General features: G+C 73.4%; 15 protein-coding genes. 3 read left to right on the forward strand and 12 right to left on the reverse strand.

The window, feature by feature from the left end:
- Positions 1-250: 250 nt before the first annotated feature.
- A complete protein-coding gene (locus IEZ17_RS18505) occupies positions 251-1,165 on the reverse strand; it encodes a LysR family transcriptional regulator (RefSeq protein WP_189301488.1) in 915 nt (304 codons plus the stop codon).
- A 54-nt stretch (positions 1,166-1,219) separates the two neighbouring features.
- On the opposite strand from IEZ17_RS18505, the gene IEZ17_RS18510 reads away from it, so the two are divergent.
- Positions 1,220-2,830, forward strand: a complete 1,611-nt coding sequence (locus tag IEZ17_RS18510; RefSeq protein WP_189301490.1) for an MFS transporter — start codon at positions 1,220-1,222, stop codon at positions 2,828-2,830.
- 33 nt (positions 2,831-2,863) lie between these two features.
- On the forward strand, positions 2,864-3,526 hold the full coding sequence (locus tag IEZ17_RS18515) for a nuclear transport factor 2 family protein (RefSeq protein WP_229852377.1): 663 nt from the start codon (positions 2,864-2,866) through the stop codon (positions 3,524-3,526).
- Positions 3,527-3,598: 72 nt separating this feature from the next.
- Here IEZ17_RS18515 and IEZ17_RS18520 read toward each other — a convergent pair whose 3' ends face one another.
- The 10 genes from IEZ17_RS18520 to fmt form a co-directional block, all read right to left on the reverse strand.
- Positions 3,599-4,054 carry an Lrp/AsnC family transcriptional regulator gene (locus IEZ17_RS18520; RefSeq protein WP_189301492.1) on the reverse strand — a complete coding sequence of 152 codons (456 nt, stop codon included), beginning with the start codon at positions 4,052-4,054 and terminating at the stop codon, positions 3,599-3,601.
- Between the two features lie 10 nt (positions 4,055-4,064).
- Positions 4,065-5,537 (reverse strand): amino acid permease, encoded by a 1,473-nt coding sequence (locus tag IEZ17_RS18525; RefSeq protein ID WP_189301494.1) that lies wholly within the window; start codon positions 5,535-5,537, stop codon positions 4,065-4,067.
- Between the two features lie 350 nt (positions 5,538-5,887).
- A complete protein-coding gene (locus IEZ17_RS18530; RefSeq protein ID WP_189301495.1) occupies positions 5,888-7,351 on the reverse strand; it encodes a GuaB1 family IMP dehydrogenase-related protein in 1,464 nt (487 codons plus the stop codon).
- A 164-nt stretch (positions 7,352-7,515) separates the two neighbouring features.
- Complete coding sequence (locus IEZ17_RS18535) at positions 7,516-7,959, reverse strand: barstar family protein (protein WP_189301497.1); 444 nt, start codon at positions 7,957-7,959, stop codon at positions 7,516-7,518.
- A 124-nt stretch (positions 7,960-8,083) separates the two neighbouring features.
- Positions 8,084-8,557, reverse strand: coding sequence for a guanyl-specific ribonuclease (locus tag IEZ17_RS18540; protein WP_189301499.1), 474 nt, complete (start codon positions 8,555-8,557; stop codon positions 8,084-8,086).
- A gap of 130 nt (positions 8,558-8,687) precedes the next feature.
- Complete coding sequence (locus IEZ17_RS18545) at positions 8,688-9,677, reverse strand: sugar-binding transcriptional regulator (protein WP_043263473.1); 990 nt, start codon at positions 9,675-9,677, stop codon at positions 8,688-8,690.
- 208 nt (positions 9,678-9,885) lie between these two features.
- A complete protein-coding gene (gene rpe / locus IEZ17_RS18550) occupies positions 9,886-10,566 on the reverse strand; it encodes a ribulose-phosphate 3-epimerase (protein ID WP_189301501.1) in 681 nt (226 codons plus the stop codon).
- Positions 10,567-10,696: 130 nt separating this feature from the next.
- Complete coding sequence (locus IEZ17_RS18555) at positions 10,697-12,919, reverse strand: NADP-dependent isocitrate dehydrogenase (protein ID WP_189301503.1); 2,223 nt, start codon at positions 12,917-12,919, stop codon at positions 10,697-10,699.
- Positions 12,920-13,142: 223 nt separating this feature from the next.
- Positions 13,143-14,582, reverse strand: coding sequence for an RsmB/NOP family class I SAM-dependent RNA methyltransferase (locus tag IEZ17_RS18560; protein ID WP_189301505.1), 1,440 nt, complete (start codon positions 14,580-14,582; stop codon positions 13,143-13,145).
- A gap of 94 nt (positions 14,583-14,676) precedes the next feature.
- Positions 14,677-15,633: a methionyl-tRNA formyltransferase gene (gene fmt, locus IEZ17_RS18565; RefSeq protein ID WP_189301507.1), complete on the reverse strand. Its 957-nt coding sequence runs from the start codon at positions 15,631-15,633 to the stop codon at positions 14,677-14,679.
- A 250-nt stretch (positions 15,634-15,883) separates the two neighbouring features.
- On the opposite strand from fmt, the gene IEZ17_RS18570 reads away from it, so the two are divergent.
- Positions 15,884-16,432, forward strand: coding sequence for a hypothetical protein (locus tag IEZ17_RS18570; RefSeq protein ID WP_189301509.1), 549 nt, complete (start codon positions 15,884-15,886; stop codon positions 16,430-16,432).
- A 100-nt stretch (positions 16,433-16,532) separates the two neighbouring features.
- On the opposite strand, the gene IEZ17_RS18575 is transcribed toward IEZ17_RS18570, so the two are convergent.
- Positions 16,533-18,662: a primosomal protein N' gene (locus IEZ17_RS18575; RefSeq protein WP_189301511.1), complete on the reverse strand. Its 2,130-nt coding sequence runs from the start codon at positions 18,660-18,662 to the stop codon at positions 16,533-16,535.
- Positions 18,663-18,700: the final 38 nt, after the last annotated feature.

Consider the following 18,700-nt stretch of genomic DNA (forward strand, 5'->3'; position numbering starts at 1 on the left):
GGGACCCCTCGGCGGGACGGTTCGGGCGGGACGCAATGACGGTACGGGCCGCCGCCGATCCCGGACAAGGCGCCACCGTTGCGCGCCGACGAACGATTCGTTGCGCGTTCAAGGGCTTGCCCGGCGATTCGTTGCGCCGGGCGTCCGCGCAGGTGGGGCCGGGGCGGGGCAGCCCCGGCAGCGGGGGCGGCTCGCCGCGCCGGGGTGGCGGTCCGCGGTCCGCGTACGCGCGACGCACCGGCCGCACCACTCAGCCGACCACCGCGGCCACCGTGCTCCGGACCAGTCCACGCAGCCACACATGCCCGGCGTCGGCGTCCTGCCGCGGGTGCCAGGCCATCGTCATCGACATCGGCGGCAGCGCGAGCGGGATCGGCAGGGTGTGCAAACCCAGCCCGCGGACCGTCGCTGCGGCCATCCGCTCCAACGACAGGCCCACCGCATCGCTGTCCCGCACCGTCAGCAGCGAGGCCGCGAAGGTCGGGACGGTGGCGATCACCCGCCGGCGCAGGCCGAGTTCGGCCAGCGCGGTGTCGATCGGGCCGGTCAGCCGCCCGCGGCGGGAGAAGTTGACGTGCGCGGCATCGGCGAAGCGGCGGGCGGTGACGTGCACCGCGGTGAGCGGATGCCCCTGGCGTACGACCGCGACACCGCGATCGGCGAAGACCTCCTCCGTACGGATCTCCGGCTCACGCGCCTCGACGGCTCCGAACTCCAGATCCGCCGCACCGTCCCTCAGCAGCGGCAGATCGACAGGGCTCTCGCCGAGGAAGCGCAGCACGACCTGCGGAGCCTCCTGTGCGACCCGGGCGACCAGTGCCGGGCCGATGGCGGTGACGAAGTTGTCGCTGGCGGCGATGGTGAACACCCGGGCCAGCTCCGCCGGATCGGCGGGTGCGGACGGGGTCAGCACACCGTGCGCCTCCTCCACCAGCCGCCGCACATCGGCCTTGATCTCCAGGGCGCGCGGGGTCGGCACCATATGGCGGCCGGCGCGTACGAGGACGGGGTCGCCGATCGTCCGCCGGATCCGGCCGAGCGCCCGGCTCATGGCGGGCCCGGAGAGCCCCAGCCGGTCGGCGGCTGCGGTCACGCTCTCCTCTTCCAGCAGTGCGTCCAGTGCGATCAGCAGGTTGAGGTCGATGTTTGCGTTTCGCGCAATCATGCAGTGCACACCTTGCAGTTGAGATCAACTAACCGGGACTCTAGCGTCCCGGCCATGACCTCGTCAGCACCCCTGCCGCCCACCGGCCGCGCCCGGTCCGCCGGCCCCTCGACCACCGCCCCGCGGACCGCAGACGGCTCGACCGCCGGCAGCCCGACCGCCGGCGCGGGCGCTCCCCGATCGGCCGCCGCAGGCTCCCGTGCCGGCCGGCGCTCGGTGACGGCCGCGGTGTGCGCCTGCGTCCTCGTCGCGCAGTCACTCGTGGCCGCGATGAACCTGGCCATTCCCAAGATCGCCGCAAGCGCTCTCCACCCGACCCCGTCCCAACTCCTCTGGATCGTCGACACCTACGTCCTGGTCTTCGCGGGCCTGCTGATCCCGGCCGGCGCCCTCGGCGACCGGTACGGCCGCAAGGGCATCCTGCTGACCGGACTGGGCGTCTTCGGCGCGGGCGCGCTGCTGAGCGCACTGGCCCCCGGCCTCCCGATCCTGCTGGTGGCCCGCGCCGTCTCGGGCGCCGGCGCCGCACTGCTCGTCCCGGCCACGATGTCCGTACTGCTGCACGCCACCCCGCCCGAGCAGAAGGCGTCAGCGGTGGCGGCATGGAGCGCAGCGCTCGCCGTCGGCGGGATGGCGGGCAACGCCGGCGGCGCGCTGATACTCCAATACCTGCCCTGGCAGGGGCTGTTCTGGGGGTATGTGCCGCTGGCGCTCGTGCTGTTCGGCTGGGTGGCGCGGTCCGCGCCCCGGGTGCCCCGCCAGACGGCAACGCTCGACCTCCCGGGGTCGGCGCTGCTGGTCCTCGCATCGGCGGCGCTGCTCTTCGGCATCATCGAGGGCCCCGCACTGGGCTGGGCCTCACCCCCGGTCGTCGCCGCCTTCGCGCTGGCGCTCGCACTGTTCGCGGGGTTCGTCCGCCATGGCCTGCGGGCCGCGCACCCGGTGCTGGATCCGCGGCTGTTCCGGCTGCCGCGGCTGCGCGGCGGCAGTATCGGTATCGCCGTGGCCTTCTTCGGCCTGTTCGCGCTGTTCTACGTCAACGCGCAGTTCCTCCAGTACGTCAAGGGCTATTCACCCCTCCAGACCGGCTTTGCGATCGTGCCGATGGCCTTGGGGATGATGGCCGTGACGAGGTACGGCATGAGCCTGGCGCGGCGGATCGGTGAGGCCACAACGGCCGGCGTCGGGCTGGCCCTGATAGCGGCCGGTCTGCTCCTGCTCTCCACCGCCGACGCCGGCACGCCCTACGCCCTGTACCTGACGTTTCTCCTGGTGCTGTCGACCGGCGCGGGCCTGGCGATGCCCACCCTGTCCCATGCGGTCGTCGCGTCGGTGCCGGCCCACCGGTCCGGTATGGGCTCCGGACTCCAGGGCGCGGCACGGGAGTTGGGCGCGTCGCTGGGCATCGCCGTGGTGGGGACCGTACTGTCCGTCCGCTTCGCCTCGGGGACGGGTCACGGGGCGGGCACGGCCGGTGCGTTCACCGACGCCGCCGCGTTCGGCTACCGCATGGCGGCGGGCGTGGTGCTGGTGGCGGGCGCCGTGGTGATGTCCGCCCTCCGCGCCGGAGCGCACCCCACCGGGGCAGGCCCGGCCACGCCGCCGCCACAGCCGCCCGGCGCCCGATCCGCGGCCTCCTCCGAAGCCGGGACCCGACGCACTTGACCTCAAGTCCGCTTGAGATACCAGGATCGCCGCATGAGCACACGCCAGAGCGCAACGCCGGAAGAGCCCGCCCTCGCCGACCGGGCAGCCACCACCGACACCACCGACACCGGGGAGCAGTCCGTGACCACGGACAAGGCCATGACCACCCTCGAAGCCACGGCCGCCAACGGCACGACCACCAACGGCACATCGCCCCGGCCCCGGCCTGAGGCCGGGGCCCGGCTCGGGCCGCAGCTCCAGCACCTCATCGACCGCGCCGAGATCACCGACCTCCTGGACCGCTACCTGCGCTCCCTGGACGAGGGGATATTCGACGAGGCCTGGGCCCGCGCCTTCCATACCGAGGAGGTGACCGCCGTGATGCCCGTCGGCACGGTCCACGGGCGGGACGCCCTGCTGGCGAGCGTCAGCCAGGCGATGGCCCTGTTCGACCGGACGGTGCACCTGGGCACCAACGCCGTCATCGAGATCGACGGCGACCGGGCCACCGCCCGCGGCGCCCAGCTCAGCACCCATGTCCTGGCGGGCGGCTCCGCAGAGCTCTTCGTCTCCGCGGGTCACGCGGACAGCGAGCTGGTGCGGACCCCGGACGGCTGGCGGATCTCCGCGTCGTCCCTGCGGATCGCCTGGACGCAGGGAACCCCGCCGCGGAGCGCGACGGGGCCGGAGACCGGGGAGGGGGACGCGGCCTGAGCCCGCCCGAGGAGCGGGCCCACGCCGGGCCGTGCACGCAGCGGGCCGCGCCGGCCCCCGCCCGGCACGTTCCTAGCCGGGTGCCCCCGACCCGTAGCGGCGCAGCAGTGGCGAGAGGACCAGGACGGACTTGGTGCGCTCGACGAAGGGTTCGCCGGCGATCCGTTCCAGGACGCGTTCGAAGTGCCGCATGTCCGACGCGAAGACCTGGACGATGGCGTCCGCCTCTCCGGTGACGGTGGAGGCGGGCGCCACCTCCGGGTAGCGCGACAGGCCGCGGTGGATCGCCTCGGGCGAGGTGTTGCGGCGGCAGTAGATCTCGATGAACCCCTCGGTCTCCCAGCCGAGGGCGGCCGGGTCGACCCGCACGGTGAATCCGGTGATCGCGCCGTCCGCCCGCAGCCGGTCCACCCGGCGTTTGACCGCCGGTGCGGACAGGCCGACCTCCTGGCCGATGTCGGCGTAGCTGCGGCGGGCGTCCTCGGCGAGGGCGTGGACGATACGTTCGTCGAGATCGTTCAGTCGCACTGCGGGTGGGTCACTTCTCTGCGGTGGCCAATCGGGAGCGGCGCAAGCCGTATCCGAAGTAGATCACAAGGCCGACGGCCATCCAGACTCCGAAGACCACCCAGGTCACGGCGCCGAGCCTGGCCATCATGACGACGCAGAGGACGAAACCGATCGCCGGGAAGAGCGGCGAGAGCGGCGTACGGAAGCTCCGCGGCATGGTGGGCCGGGTGCGGCGCAGCACGATCACCGCGATGTTGACCAGTGCGAAGGCGAACAGCGTGCCGATGCTGGTGGCGTCGGCCAGCTGGCCCAGCGGGACGGCTGCGGCCAGCACGCCGCAGAAGAGGGAGACGACGACGGTGTTGACCCGCGGTGCGCCGCTCTTGGGGTGCACCTTGGAGAACACCTTCGGCACCAGGCCGTCGCGGGACATCGCGAAGAGGATCCGGGTCTGGCCGTAGAGGACGGTCAGCACGACGCTGGCGATGGCGACGACGGCGCCGAGGGAGAGCAGGACGGCCCAGAAGTCCTGGCCGGTGACCGACTTCAGGATGCCGGCGAGCGCGGCCTCGGAACCCTTGAACTTCTGCCATGGCATCGCGCCCACCGCGATGGCCGCGACCAGGCAGTAGAGCGCGGTGACGATGACCAGCGACAGCATGATCGCGCGGGGCAGGTCGCGCTGCGGGTTCTTGGCCTCCTCACCCGCCGTGGAGGCCGCGTCGAAGCCGATGTAGGAGAAGAACAGCGTGGCGCCGGCGGCGCTGACGCCGGCCATGCCCATGGGCATGAAGTTGGCGTAGTTGCCGGACTTGACGCCCTGGAGCGCGACGCCGCAGAAGAGCAGCAGCGCGACGATCTTGACGGCCACCATGATCGTGTTGGCGCGGGCGCTCTCCTTGGCACCGCCCAGCAGGAAGACCATCGCGAGCATCACGACCAGCAGCGCCGGCAGGTTGAAGTAGCCGCCCTGGCCCGGCGGGGCGGAGAGCGCGGTGGGGATGGTGATGCCGAGCGTGCCGTCGAGCAGCTCGTTCAGGTACTGGCCCCAGCCGACGGCGACGGCCGCGACCGAGACGCCGTACTCCAGGATCAGACACCAGCCGCAGACCCAGGCGACCAGCTCGCCGAGGGTGGCGTAGGCGTAGGAGTACGACGAGCCGGAGACCGGGATGGTGCCGGCCAGCTCGGCGTAGGAGAGCGCGGAGAACAGCGCGGTGACGCCGGCGATGACGAAGGAGATCACGACCGCGGGTCCGGCGTCCGGGACGGCCTGGCCGAGCACCACGAAGATGCCGGTGCCGAGCGTGGCACCGATACTGATCATGGTCAGCTGCCAGACGCCCATCGAGCGGCGGAGGGTGCCACCCTCGCCCTTGCCGCCCTCCGCCACCAGGCGCTCGACCGGCTTGCGCCGCATCAGCCGGGTGCCGAGTCCTCCGGGGGAGGGCGACGGGAAGTCGCTGGTCCCCGGGGGTGGGGCTGCGCCGTTCTCCAACACTGGGTGGCTCCTTTGTCGCTGCCGGTCAAAATGACACGTTCCGGCACATTTCTGTGACGGCGACCGCAGCGGCCTCGCGGGCAGGCAGAACCGCCCCAGCAGGAGACCGCCGAGCAGACGGTCTCCGCCACTCCACGTACAGCGCATGACCTTACGGCCCCTCGCTGACCTGCCGTAATGCAGGTTCCTTGCGCAACCGCAGTTGATCATTGCGCACCGGGCCCGGCGGCGGTGGTTCGTTGCACGCCACCGCCCGGAATCACGGCCCGCCGGGGACGCGAACGGCCCCGCACCGGATCGGTGCGGGGCCGTCGAGCGGCGGCTTCGGGAGCCGTGCCGGCTCCGGGCGGTCAGCTCCAGCTGTCGTGCAGCGGCTTGCCCTCGGCGTAACCGGCGGCGCTCTGCACGCCGACCACGGCCTTCTCCGCGAACTCCTCCAGGGAGGCGGCACCCGCGTAGGTGCAGGAGCTGCGGACGCCCGCGATGATCGAGTCGATCAGGTCCTCGACGCCGGGGCGCGCCTGGTCGATGAACATCCGCGAGGTGGAGATGCCCTCCTCGAACAGCGCCTTGCGAGCGCGGTCGTAGGCCGACTCCTCGCTCGTGCGGTTGCGCACCGCACGCGCGGAGGCCATGCCGAAGCTCTCCTTGTACGGCCGGCCCTCGGCGGTGTGCTGGAGGTCGCCCGGCGACTCCAGGGTGCCGGCGAACCACGAGCCGATCATGACGTTGGACGCGCCCGCGGCCAGCGCCATGGCGACATCGCGCGGGTGCCGCACGCCGCCGTCGGCCCAGACGTGCTTCCCGTACTTCTTCGCCTCGGCGGCGCACTCCAGCACCGCGGAGAACTGCGGGCGGCCCACGCCGGTCATCATCCGGGTCGTGCACATGGCGCCCGGTCCGACACCGACCTTGATGATGTCCGCGCCGGCCTCGATGAGGTCACGGACGCCCTCGGCCGCGACGATGTTGCCCGCCACGATCGGGACCTGCGGGTCCAGCGCCCGGACGGCCCTGATCGCGCTGATCATCGACTCCTGGTGGCCGTGCGCGGTGTCCACCACGATCGTGTCCGCACCGGCGTCCAGCAGCGCCTTGGCCTTGCCCGCCACATCGCCGTTGATGCCCACGGCAGCCGCGATGCGCAGCTTGCCGTTGGCGTCCGTGGCGGGGGTGTACAGGGTGGCGCGGAGGGCGCCCTTGCGGGTCAGGATGCCGACCAGCATGCCGTCCGCGTCGACCGCGGGCGCCAGCTTGCGGTTCGCGGCGTCGAGGCGGTTGAACGCCTCGCGGGGGTCGATGTCCGCGTCGAGGACCAGCAGGTCCTTGGACATGACCTCGGCGACCTGGGTGAAGCGGTCCACCCCGGCCAGGTCGTGCTCGGTGACGACACCGACCGGCCGGCCGCCCTCGACCACGATGCCCGCGCCGTGCGCCCGCTTGGGCAGCAGCGACAGGGCGTCCGCGACGGTCGAGATCGGGGACAGCACGATGGGCGTGTCCAGGACCAGGTGGCGGTGCTTGACCCAGGTGATGACGTCGGTGACGACATCGATGGGGATGTCCTGCGGAATGACGACCAGGCCACCACGGCGGGCGACGGTCTCGGCCATCCGGCGGCCGGCGATCGCCGTCATGTTGGCGACCACCAGCGGAATGGTCGTGCCCGAGCCGTCGGGCGAGGCGAGGTCCACGGCCTGGCGGGAGCCCACGGCGGAGCGGCCGGGCACCATGAACACGTCGTCGTAGGTCAGGTCGTAGGGCACCGAAGAACTCTCTTCGAGGGCGCCGTTCTTCGGATTCAGGAATCGCATACCGCCAGGATACGGGCCCTGACCAGGACTCATGCGATTGTCCTACGGGCCAGCGAGCCGGGTGGTGCGATCCGCCAAGGCCGGGGCCGGCCACCGGGACGGCGGCTCACCGGACGTGCCCGTGACGTCGCGGAACGGCGTGCCGGACGGGCGCCCGGCGGTCGCTACGCCCCCTGCCGTCCGCGCCCCCTCGCCATGATCACCGCGAGCCCGGTGTCGGTGTCCCGCCAGTACCCGACCGCGTCCGCCAGCACCGTCTCGACGATGCTCCAGTCCTCCGGCACGGCGGCTGCGTACCCCTGCCAGCCCGTGACGACCAGCAGCCGGCCGCGGTCGGCGGGGCACCACGACAGATCGGTGAGGCAGTCGGCCAGCGCGTCCCAGTTGCGGCCGAAGTAGTCCGGCAGCCGCAGCGAGCGCGCGCAGCGGTCCATGAACTCGGCCTTGTCCAGGGCCCCTTCGAGGTCGAGCGCGGCGCCGCTCCAGCCCGCGTCCCGGGCCGCGGCCAGCGCGTCCGCCAACGGGCGGTCGGCCGGCCAGGACAGCACCCCCGCGGGCGTACTGCCGTCCAGCACCGCGGCCAGCGGCCGGGGCACCTCGGCCGTCACCGGAGCACCTCCCGACCGCGTCCCCCAAAGGACGCTCCCCGGGCCCCCGGCGGCTGCGCGGCCTCCCGGAATCCCGCTGTGTCTTCTGTGTCAGCTGTGTCTTCCCCGTCGAACACCCTGCACGTCATCGGAGCACCGCCTTGAAGGTCCGGTAGTGGTCGTCGGTGTAGAACGTCTCGTGGCTCTTTCCGCTGATCAGACGGCGCGCGCCGCGGTCCCGGGAGCCCGGCGTGGGGACCGTGTACTCGTGGTAGTAACCGCGCGGCTCCTTGGGCAGCTGCCGCTCGTAGTTGCCGAAGACGGTGCCGTCCTTCGGGTACGGGAAGGGCCCGCCGGCGTCGATGAGCTTCAGGGTGTGCTGCGCCTCGGCGGGCAGCCGGCCGGTCTGGACGGTCGGCATCCCCTTCGCCCAGCCCGGCGTGCCGGACGTGCCGGACGCCCCCGTTCCCGCCGTGGCCGTGGCGGACGGCCGGTGCGCCCCGGACGAACTCCCTTTGCCGCCACCGCCGGTGGAACAGCCGGTGAGAACGAGAAGCAGGGCGGCGAGCAGGGCGCCGGCAGCGGCGGCGGCCCGCCGCGGGGCGGAGTGGATCAGCATGCGCCGATGCTGTCACAGCCGCGCGCGGGCTGCTCGCCGGTCCGCGCACCGGAGCGCAGCGGACCGGCGCGGCGGGCCGGAGCCGCGGGGCACTCCCCCGCCGCCACGACCGTCCGCGCGGCCCTCGCCGTCACTTCCCGTCGGGGTCCGCCCGGTCCAGGGCGGGCCGCGGCCCGGGGCCGGTCTCCAGGAGGAGGTGGTCGGCGGCGGCGGTGTCCGTCACCAGGCTCGTGACCAGCCCGGAGCGCAGCACCGCGCCGATCGCCGCGGCCTTGCGCCGGCCGCCGGCGATGGCCACGACCTCCGGGATGCGGCGCAACCGGTCCGCCTCGACGGTGATGCACCGCTCGCCCAGATCGCGGCCGATGCGCCGGCCCTCGGCGTCGAAGAGGTGCGCGGACATCTCGGCGGCGGCACCCAGCGACGCGTAGTGCTCCCGCTCGTCCTCCGACAGCATGTCGTAGACGGTCGAGACGCCCGGCTCCCAGGAGCCGATGGAGACGCAGGCGACGGTGACCTTGTCGAAGTACTCGAAGGCCCGGGCGATACCCGTCTGACCGCGCAGCGCGGCGGCGGTCGCCGAGTCGGGCAGCAGCATCGGCGCGTAGATCGGGTGCGCCTCGCCGCCGGAGACATCGGCCGCGCGGCGCACCGCCTCGACCGAGCCGCGGTCGGCGGTGCCGGCGTCGTAGACACCGGTCAACTGGACGACCGTGCACGGCGGGAGCCGGTGCAGCGCGGCTGCCATGTGGATGGTCGAGCGTCCCCAGGCCAGCCCCAGGACATCGCCCTCGGCGACCAGTTCGCCGAGCAGGTCGGCTGCGACCTCGCCGAGGTTCTCCGGGTCGGCGGCGTCCTCCGAGGCGTCGGCGGGCGATTCGACGACGACCGCGTGCCGCAGGCCGTAGCGGGCCCGCAGGGCGTCGGAGCGCTCCGCGTCCAGTTCGGAGGGCACCCGGATCTCGATCCGTACGAGATCGCGCTCCAGGGCCGTCTCCAGTACGCGGGCGACCTTGAACCGGCTGACGCCGAACTCCTCCGCGATCTGGATCTTGGACTTGCCCTCAAGATAGAAGCGGCGAGCCATCGCCGCGGCCTGCACCAGCTCGGCGGGGCCCATTCCGGACTGTGGGCGGCTGGCTACCACGAAAATCTCCCCTTTTGCGCATCTGATCGAGTCTTTGCTCATCCTTTCAGAAACCCGAGGTGTACGGGGACCAAGACCGACTCGACGAGCATGAACGCTCGGTTGCCGAAAGGACAACCGGCGGCGCGCACGACGCCGCAGAAAGCCGGCCCCGGTCCGCGTACCGGCCGGGCGCGCTCGATCAGTGGGCGCAGCCCCAGCTCGCGGCCGTCGCCGCCTCGGCCTTCTCCCGCAGGTCGCGGACCGCCTTGGCCGGATCGTCGGCCCCGTAGACCGCCGAGCCCGCCACGAACACATCGGCACCCGCCTCCGCACACCGCTCGATGGTGGACGCGGAGACCCCGCCGTCCACCTGGAGCCACAGCTGGAGACCGTGCCGGGAGATCAGCTCACGGGTGCGGCGGATCTTCGGCAGCATGATGTCCAGGAACGCCTGGCCGCCGAAGCCGGGCTCCACCGTCATGATCAGCAGCATGTCGAGCTCGGGGAGCAGGTCCTCGTACGGCTCGATCGGGGTGGCCGGCTTGAGCGCCATCGACGCCCGCGCACCCTTGGCCCGGATCTCCCGCGCCAGGCGCACCGGCGCGGCGGCGGCCTCCGCGTGGAAGGTCACCGAACCGGCCCCGGCCTCGACGTACTGCGGCGCCCAGCGATCCGGGTCCTCGATCATCAGGTGCAGGTCGAGAGGGGTGTCCGTCGCCCTGCTCAGCGACTCGACGATGGGCACGCCGAGGGTGAGGTTCGGGACGAAGTGGTTGTCCATGACGTCGACGTGGAGCCAGTCGGCGCCCTCCACGGCCTTCGCCTCCTCGGAGAGGCGGGCGAAGTCGGCGGACAGGATGCTGGGGTTGATCAAGGCCATGCCACCAGTATGGCCCGGCGCCCGCGCGCGGGCGGAGGCGGGCCGGGCGACCCCGTCACCGGGCACGCACGGGTCCGCCCCGGCCGGATGCGACGCCCGGCCGGGGCGGAACGGCTGCGACCTTGCGCGACTAGCGCTTCAGGGACGCCAGCGCCTGGTTGAGCGTCGCCGACGGACGCATCACCGCCGACGCCTTGGCGGCGTCGGGCTGGTAGTAGCCGCCGATGTCGGCCGGGGAGCCCTGCACCGCGATCAGCTCGTCGACGATGGTCTGCGCCTGCTCGGTCAGCGTCTCGGCCAGCGGCCCGAACGCCTCCGCGAGCTGCGCGTCGTCGGTCTGCTCGGCCAGCTCCTGGGCCCAGTAGAGCGCCAGGTAGAAGTGGCTGCCGCGGTTGTCGATACCGCCCAGCTTGCGGCTCGGCGACTTGTTCTCGTTGAGGAACGAGCCGGTCGCGCGGTCGAGGGTGTCCGCCAGGACCTGGGCGCGGGCGTTGCCCGTGGTCGTCGCCAGGTGCTCGAAGCTGACCGCGAGGGCCAGGAACTCGCCCAGGCTGTCCCAGCGCAGGTAGTTCTCCTTGACCAGCTGCTGGACGTGCTTCGGAGCGGAGCCGCCGGCGCCCGTCTCGAACAGCCCGCCGCCGTTCATCAGCGGTACGACCGACAGCATCTTGGCGCTGGTGCCCAGCTCCAGGATCGGGAACAGGTCGGTCAGGTAGTCACGCAGCACGTTGCCGGTGACCGAGATGGTGTTCTCGCCGCGGCGGATGCGCTCCAGGGAGAACGTGGTGGCGTCGACCGGCGTCTTGATCTCGATCTGGAGGCCCTCGGTGTCGTGCTCCGGGAGGTACGCCTTGACCTTCTCGATGAGCTGGGCGTCGTGCGCCCGGCCCTCGTCGAGCCAGAACACGGCCGGGTCGCCGGTGGCGCGGGCGCGGGTCACGGCGAGCTTGACCCAGTCCTTGATCGGGGCGTCCTTGGTCTGGCACATCCGGAAGATGTCGCCGGCGCTCACGACCTGCTCCAGCACGACGTTGCCGGCGCCGTCGAGGACCCGCACCGTGCCGGTGGTCGGGATCTCGAAGGTCTTGTCGTGGCTGCCGTACTCCTCGGCCTTCTGCGCCATCAGGCCGACGTTGGGCACCGAGCCCATCGTGGCCGGGTCGAAGGCGCCGTGCGCCCGGCAGTCCTCGATGACGGCCTGGTAGACGCCGGCGTAGCAGCTGTCCGGGATGACGGCGAGGGTGTCGGCCTCCTGGCCGTCCGGGCCCCACATGTGGCCGGACGTACGGATCATGGCCGGCATGGAGGCGTCCACGATGACGTCGCTGGGGACGTGCAGGTTGGTGATGCCGCGGTCGGAGTCGACCATCGCGAGCGCCGGGCCGTCGGCCAGCTCGGCGTCGAAGGACGCCTTGATCTCGGCGCCGTTCGGCAGCGCTTCCAGGCCCTTGTAGATGCCGCCGAGGCCGTCGTTCGGGGTCAGCCCGGCACTCGCGAAGGTCTCGCCGTACTGGGCGAAGGTCTTCGGGAAGAACGCGCGCACGACATGGCCGAAGACGATCGGGTCGGAGACCTTCATCATCGTGGCCTTCAGGTGCACGGAGAACAGCACGCCGTCGGCCTTGGCGCGCGCGACCTGCGCGGCCAGGAACTCGCGGAGCGCCGCGACGCGCATGACGGACGCGTCCACGACCTCACCGGCCAGTACCGGTACCGACTCGCGCAGGACGGTGGTGCTGCCGTCGTCGCCCGACAGCTCGATGCGCAGCGTGCCGTCCTCGGCGACGACCGCGGACTTCTCGGTGGAGCGGAAGTCGTCGGCGCCCATGGTGGAGACGTTCGTCTTCGACTCGGGCGTCCAGGCGCCCATGCGGTGCGGGTGGGCCTTGGCGTAGTTCTTCACCGACGCGGGCGCCCGGCGGTCGGAATTCCCCTCGCGCAGCACCGGGTTGACCGCGCTGCCCTTGACCTTGTCGTAACGGGCGCGGATGTCGCGCTCCTCGTCGGTCTTCGGGTCGTCCGGGTAGTCCGGCAGCGCGTAGCCCTGCTTCTGGAGCTCGGCGACGGCCGCCTTCAGCTGCGGGATCGAGGCCGAGATGTTCGGCAGCTTGATGATGTTCGCACCCGGGGTCTTGGCCAGTTCGCCGAGCTCGGCGAGCGCGTCGTCGATGCGCTGGCTCTCCTCAAGATGCTCCGGGAAGCTGGCGATGATCCGCCCGGCCAGCGAGATGTCACGGCTCTCCAGCGTCACCCCGGCCGTCGCGGCATACGCCTCGACCACCGGCAGGAACGAATACGTCGCCAGGGCCGGGGCCTCGTCAGTGTGGGTGTAAATGATGGTCGAGTCAGTCACCGGGTGCTCCGCTCCATCCACGTCTCAACATTGCTTGACATCAAGATATCTCGTGACCGGGATGCGCTCGACAGGGGTCCGCCCCAACTACGACCGAAACCCGCCGCTTCCGTAAGCCGCTTCCCGGGCGACCACCGTTCGCGCCCGGACACACGGCGACGGCCCCGGACAGCCCCTCGTCCGGGGCCCTCCGGGGCCGTCGTCGCCGGCCCGGCGCGGCAGGTCAGCCCGTCCGGCGCACGAGCGCCAGATACATCGCGTCCGTCCCGTGCAGATGCGGCCACAGCTGCACATCCGGCCCGTCACCGAGCGCCGGCACCCCCGGCATCAGCGGCCGGGCGTCCACCCACTCGACCTCCACCGCGGCACCGCCGCGCCCCTTGATCATGTCCTCCACCACGGCCCGGGTCTCCGCCGGATGCGGCGAGCAGGTCGCATAGCCCACCACACCACCGACCCGCACGGCCGCCAGCGCCTGGCGCAGCAGCTCCCGCTGGAGCGGCGCGAAACCCTCCAGATCCTCGGGGCGGCGCCGCCAGCGGGCCTCGGGACGGCGCCGCAGCGCGCCCAGGCCGGTGCACGGCACATCCACCAGCACCCGGTCGAAGGCACCGGGCCGCCAGGCCGGGCGGGTGCCGTCCGCGGCGATCACCGCGTACGGGCCGGGGTTGCCGTCGAGCGCCCGCGCCACCAGCCGGGCGCGGTGCGGCTGCTTCTCCGACGCCAGCAGCGCCGCGCCGCGCTCCGCCGCGAGCGCGCCCAGCAGCGCCGCCTTGCCGCCGGGCCCCGCGCAGCCGTCCAGCCAGACCCGGTCCGGGCCCTCCAGCGGCGCGTTGGCCAGCGCGATGGCGACCAGCTGGCTGCCCTCGTCCTGCACCCCGGCACGGCCCTCGCGCACCGGGTCCAGCGCGCCGGGTTCACCGCCCTCGGCCAGCCGCACGGCATACGGGGACCAGCGCCCTGGCAGCGCGCCGCCCTCGCCGACGGCGGCCAGCAGCTCCTCGGCGGTGGCCCGGCCGGGCCGCGCCACCAGGGTCACCTCGGGGCGCTCGTTGTCCGCCTCCAGCAGGTCCTCGATGCCGGCGCGGCCACCGCCCAGGGCGTCCCAGAGCGCCGAGACGATCCAGCGGGGGTGGGCGTGCACGATCCCGAGATGGTCCTCGGGGTCCTCGTCGTACTCCGGAGCCACCCGCTCCAGCCAGCCGTCCAGATCGTGCGCAGCGACCTTGCGCAGCACCGCGTTGACGAACTTCGCCCGTCCGTCGCCCAAAACCACCCGCGCCAGCTCGACGCTCGCGCTGACCGCCGCATGCGTCGGAATCCGCGTCCCGAGCAACTGGTGCGCGCCCAGCGTCAGCACGTCCAGTACCGGCGGGTCGACCTCGCGCAGCGGCCGGTCCACGCACTGCGCGATGATCGCGTCGTACGTCCCCTGCCGGCGCAGCGACCCGTACACCAACTCCGTGGCCAGCGCCGCGTCCCTGGAGTCGAACTCCCCGCCCTCCCGCGCCTTGCGCAGCAGCGGGGGCAGCACCAGGTTCGCGTACGCGTCCCGCTCGTCGACGGCCCGCAGCGCCTCGAAGGCGAGGATCCGCACCGGGTCCTTCTTGGGGCGGCGATAGGGCTTGCGGGTGCCATGGCGGCGGGGCGGCTGCTGACTCACAGAAAAGGTGCTCCGGATACGGGAAGTGGGTTCCGCCCCAGCCTACGCGGGCTCCCCGGCGGCAGCGCGCGGGGCCGGACCGCCGGGACCCTGGTCAGGCCGTGGCCGGAGGCCGGTCGCCCAGCCGCTCCCCTGCCGCGATCCGTACGCCGCGCGCCCAGTCCGCGCCCTGCATCGGCTTCTTGCCCTGCGGCTGGACCCAGAGCAGCTCGACGGGGTGGCTGCCGGTGCCGACGTACACGGCCTTCTTCGTGCCGGCCAGTTCGCCGGGCGCGAGGTCCAGTTCGGCCTGGTCCGGGGCGACGGAGGCCGCGATCAGCTTGAGGCGCTCGCCGCGGAAGACCGTCCAGGCACCGGGCGCCGGAGCGCAGCCGCGGACCACCCGGTCGACCCGCAGCGCCGGTGCCGTCCAGTCGACCCGGGCGTCCTCGACCTCGATCTTCGGCGCGAGCGTGACGCCCTCCGCCGGCTGCGGCACCGCCTTGAGGGTGCCGTCCTCGATGCCGTCCATCGTGGCGACGAGCAGACCGGAGCCGGCGAACGCCAGCCGGGTGAGCAGATCGCCACTGGTGTCCGTGGGCCGCACCTGCTCGGTCAGCACCCCGTACACCGGACCGGAGTCCAGGCCCTGTTCGATCTGGAACGTCGTGGCACCGGTCACCTCGTCGCCGGCGAGCACCGCATGCTGCACGGGCGCCGCACCGCGCCACGCGGGCAGCAGGGAGAAGTGCAGATTGACCCACCCCTTGGAGGGAATGTCCAGCGCGACCTTCGGCAGCAGCGCCCCGTAGGCGACCACCGGGCAGCAGTCCGGCCCGATCTCCCGCAGCCGGCCGAGGAAGTCCTCGTCCCGCGGCTTGACGGGCTTGAGGACCTCGATGCCCGCCTCCTCCGCACGCTCCGCGACCGGGCTGGCGACCAGCCGGCGCCCCCGCCCGGCGGGTGCGTCGGGCCTGGTCACGACGGCCACCACCTCATGCCGGTCCGAGGCGATCAGGGCATCGAGGGCGGGTACGGCGACCTCGGGGGTGCCGGCGAAGACAAGCCTCATGGGTGACGGACTACCTCTCACACGCAGCGGAACGGCGCACCAGTCTATGGCTCTTGGCCCAGGTCATGGGCCCGGACGACAGGGGGGCGTGCGAAGTCGTCCGCGCCCCGCGCACAAGCCCGTACGCCCCCATACCGTGACCAGAGCCACTCCTGTCGCGTTGGTCAAACAGCATTGACCAATATCGGGCCGCTTTGGCGGCCCGAACGCTTTCACCCTTCCTTTCCACGCCGGTTCGAGAGGCTTGCTCATGGCCGACCACGCAACCCACGACGCCCAGGCGCGCGCCAGCCTTCATCTCCTGGTGCGGGACATCGAGCGGGTCCGCCGGCAGGTGGACGCCCTGCGCACGCTCACCGCGCAGCTCGGCAACGTCTACCGGCCGCGGCGCACGGGCCCCTCCGCGGGCTTCGTCGTCTACGGACGGGCGCCCGCGCCCACGGTGCGCCTGGCACAGGAGCTCCGGGACAGCGTCGAGACCCTCGTCACCGCCGCGGTCGACTTCGACCGCTCGCTGGGATTCTCCTGGGACGCGGTGGGCTCCGCGCTCGGCGTCACCAAGCAGGCCGTGCACCGCCGTTACGGCGCGCGCCGGGCCACCGCCCAGCCGCCCGCCGACAGCGGCGACTCCGCGGTGCGCTCCTCCGACGCCTCCGCGGCCCGCGCGGTCAGCCTGGCCGGCGGCCTGCCCGGCTCCCCGTCCGTGCCCGCCGCCCGCTCCATGCCCACCCAGCCCTCCGCGGCCAGCAGGGACGAGGTGGCCCGCCCCGGCGCCTTCCCCGGCCCCCGCAACGGCTGACTCCCAGCCCGCTCCACACGCTCCGCGAACGACGCTTGCCAACGCCCCGGACCGCCTGCCGACTTCGGTCCCGGGGCGGCACCGTTCGCGGGCCGCGGCCTCACCCGAGGTCCGGCGGATCGATCCGCACCCGTACCGGCTCGCCCTCGCGCTTGACGAGCCGCGCCGCGCGGGCGGCCTTCAGCGCCGCGGCCAGCGCCGCCCCCTGACCCGGCCGGACCCGTACCAGCGCGCGCTCCCACGCCTCGCCGGGCGGCGGATCACCCGGCCTCCGGGGACGCCCGGGATCCGGCACCGGAAGCGGTACGGGGCCCAACACCTCGGCCTCCGCGGGGAGTTCGGCCGCCCGCAGCAGACCGGCGACGTCCTCGGCGCGGCCCGCCACCGACGCCATCCGCGACACCGGCGGGAACCCCAGCTCCGCCCGCTCGGCCAGCTCGCGGACCGCATGGCCGACCGGATCCCAGCGCACCAGCGCCTGCACCGGCCGCAGCGTCGGCTCCGCGATCACCGCGACCGTGCCGCCCTCCGCCTGCCCCCGGACCAGCGCGGCAGCCCCCAGCCAGCGGCGCAACGCCTCCTCCCCCGCCCGGAGATCCGGCCGGCCCAGCAGCGCCCAGCCGTCCAGCAGCAGCGCGGCGGCATACCCCCCGCCCTCGGCCACCGGCTCGGCCCCCGGCGTGCTCACCACCAGCGCGGGCACGCCCGGCACCGACGCCAGCACATGGTCCCGCCCCGATGTGCGCACCGGCACCGCCGGGAACGCCCGGCCCAACTCCTCGGCCGTGCGCCGGGCTCCCACGATCTGCGCCCGCAGCCGGGCCCCGCCGCACTCGGCGCAGTGCCAGTCCGGCTCCTCCCGGCCGCACCACACACAGCCCAGCTCGCCCGCCTCGCGCGCCTCCAGCGGACCGGCGCACGCCCGGCAGCGGGCCGGGGTCCGGCACCGCTCGCACGCCAGCCGGGGCGCATACCCGCGCCGCGGCACCTGCACCAGCACCGGCCCGTGCTTGAGCCCCTCACGCACGACCTGCCACGCCATCGTCGGCAGCCGGGCGGCCCGCGCCGCGGCGTCCCTGGCCTCGTCGCCGTCCCCGACCGTACGCACCAGCGGGGCGGCGGCCCGCACCTGCTCGCGGTCGGCGGTCAGCGGCCGGGCCCAGCCCGTCTCCACCAGCTGCGCCGCCTCCACCGTGCAGCTCAGCCCGCCCAGCAGAAACCCGGCCCGCTCGCTCACCGACCGCTGGATCAGCACCTCCCGGGCATGCGGCTGCGGGGCATGCGGATCACTGTGGCTCGCGTCCCCGTCGTCCCACAGGGCGACCAGGCCGAGATCGGCGACCGGCGCGAACATCGCCGCCCGCGTCCCGACCACCGCGCGCACCGACCCCCGGCTGACCGCCAGCCACCGCCGATACCGCTCCTCGGGCCCGGAATCCGCGGTCAGCAGCACATGCCGGCCCTCGCCGATCAGCTCCCCCAGCGCCGCGTCCACCCGCGCCGCGGCCCGCCCGTCCGGCACCACCACCAGCGCCCCGCGCCCGCCGGCCAGCGCCGCGGCGGCGGCCCGCGCCAGCTCCTGCGGCCAGGTCGCCCCCGGCAGCGCCGTCCACACCGCCCGCGGCGCATCCCCGCGCCCGAGCGCCGCCAGGAACCCCGCCCCGGCCCCGTACCGCGCCCAACTCCCGGGCTCCGGCGGCACGTTGGGCGGCAACGGCGCAGCGGACGGCTTCGCCTCCGCCCGCGCCCGGCGGGGCGGCACCGCCAGCTGCACCACATCCGCCAGCGACCCGGCATACCGGTCCGCGACCGACCGGCACAGCCCCAGCAGCTCCGGTGACAGCACCTGCTCCGGCGACAGCACCTGCGCGATCGGCGCCAGCACCCCCCGGAACTCGCTCTGTGCCACCCGCTCCACGATGAACCCGCTGACGAGCTTGCCGCCCTCCCGCCGGCCGCCCTTCTCCCCCGCCCCGAACCGCACCCGCACCCGCACCCCGGGCTGCGCCTCGGCGTCCATCGCGGCGGGCACCGCATAGTCGAAGAGCCGGTCGAGATGCACCAGCCCCTTGTCGACCAGCACCCGGGCCACCGGCAGTCCGGCCGCCAGCTCGGCCCCACGCCAGGTCCGCGGCCTGGCCCGCTCCCCCTTCGTCTCCCGCACCGCCTCCCGGATAAGGGCCAGCTGCTCCCCCCCACCCGGCCCCGTCCGTCCGTTCTCCCTGCTCACAGCATCAGTCTTAGCAGACGGGTCCGACAGCGGGCGGG

It is taken from the genome of Streptomyces albospinus (assembly GCF_014648695.1).
In the GTDB taxonomy this organism is placed as follows: Bacteria; Actinomycetota; Actinomycetes; order Streptomycetales; family Streptomycetaceae; genus Streptomyces; species Streptomyces albospinus.

What these genes read in the sequence shown, in the direction of transcription:
- IEZ17_RS18505 (WP_189301488.1), bottom strand. Translation starts at nt 1,165, where the DNA reads ATGATTGCGCGAAACGCAAACATCGACCTCAACCTGCTGATCGCACTG.
- IEZ17_RS18510 (WP_189301490.1), top strand. Translation starts at nt 1,220, where the DNA reads ATGACCTCGTCAGCACCCCTGCCGCCCACCGGCCGCGCCCGGTCCGCC.
- IEZ17_RS18515 (WP_229852377.1), top strand. Translation starts at nt 2,864, where the DNA reads ATGAGCACACGCCAGAGCGCAACGCCGGAAGAGCCCGCCCTCGCCGAC.
- IEZ17_RS18530 (WP_189301495.1), bottom strand. Translation starts at nt 7,351, where the DNA reads ATGCGATTCCTGAATCCGAAGAACGGCGCCCTCGAAGAGAGTTCTTCG.
- IEZ17_RS18540 (WP_189301499.1), bottom strand. Translation starts at nt 8,557, where the DNA reads ATGCTGATCCACTCCGCCCCGCGGCGGGCCGCCGCCGCTGCCGGCGCC.
- IEZ17_RS18545 (WP_043263473.1), bottom strand. Translation starts at nt 9,677, where the DNA reads ATGGGCCCCGCCGAGCTGGTGCAGGCCGCGGCGATGGCTCGCCGCTTC.
- rpe (WP_189301501.1), bottom strand. Translation starts at nt 10,566, where the DNA reads ATGGCCTTGATCAACCCCAGCATCCTGTCCGCCGACTTCGCCCGCCTC.
- fmt (WP_189301507.1), bottom strand. Translation starts at nt 15,633, where the DNA reads ATGAGGCTTGTCTTCGCCGGCACCCCCGAGGTCGCCGTACCCGCCCTC.
- IEZ17_RS18570 (WP_189301509.1), top strand. Translation starts at nt 15,884, where the DNA reads ATGGCCGACCACGCAACCCACGACGCCCAGGCGCGCGCCAGCCTTCAT.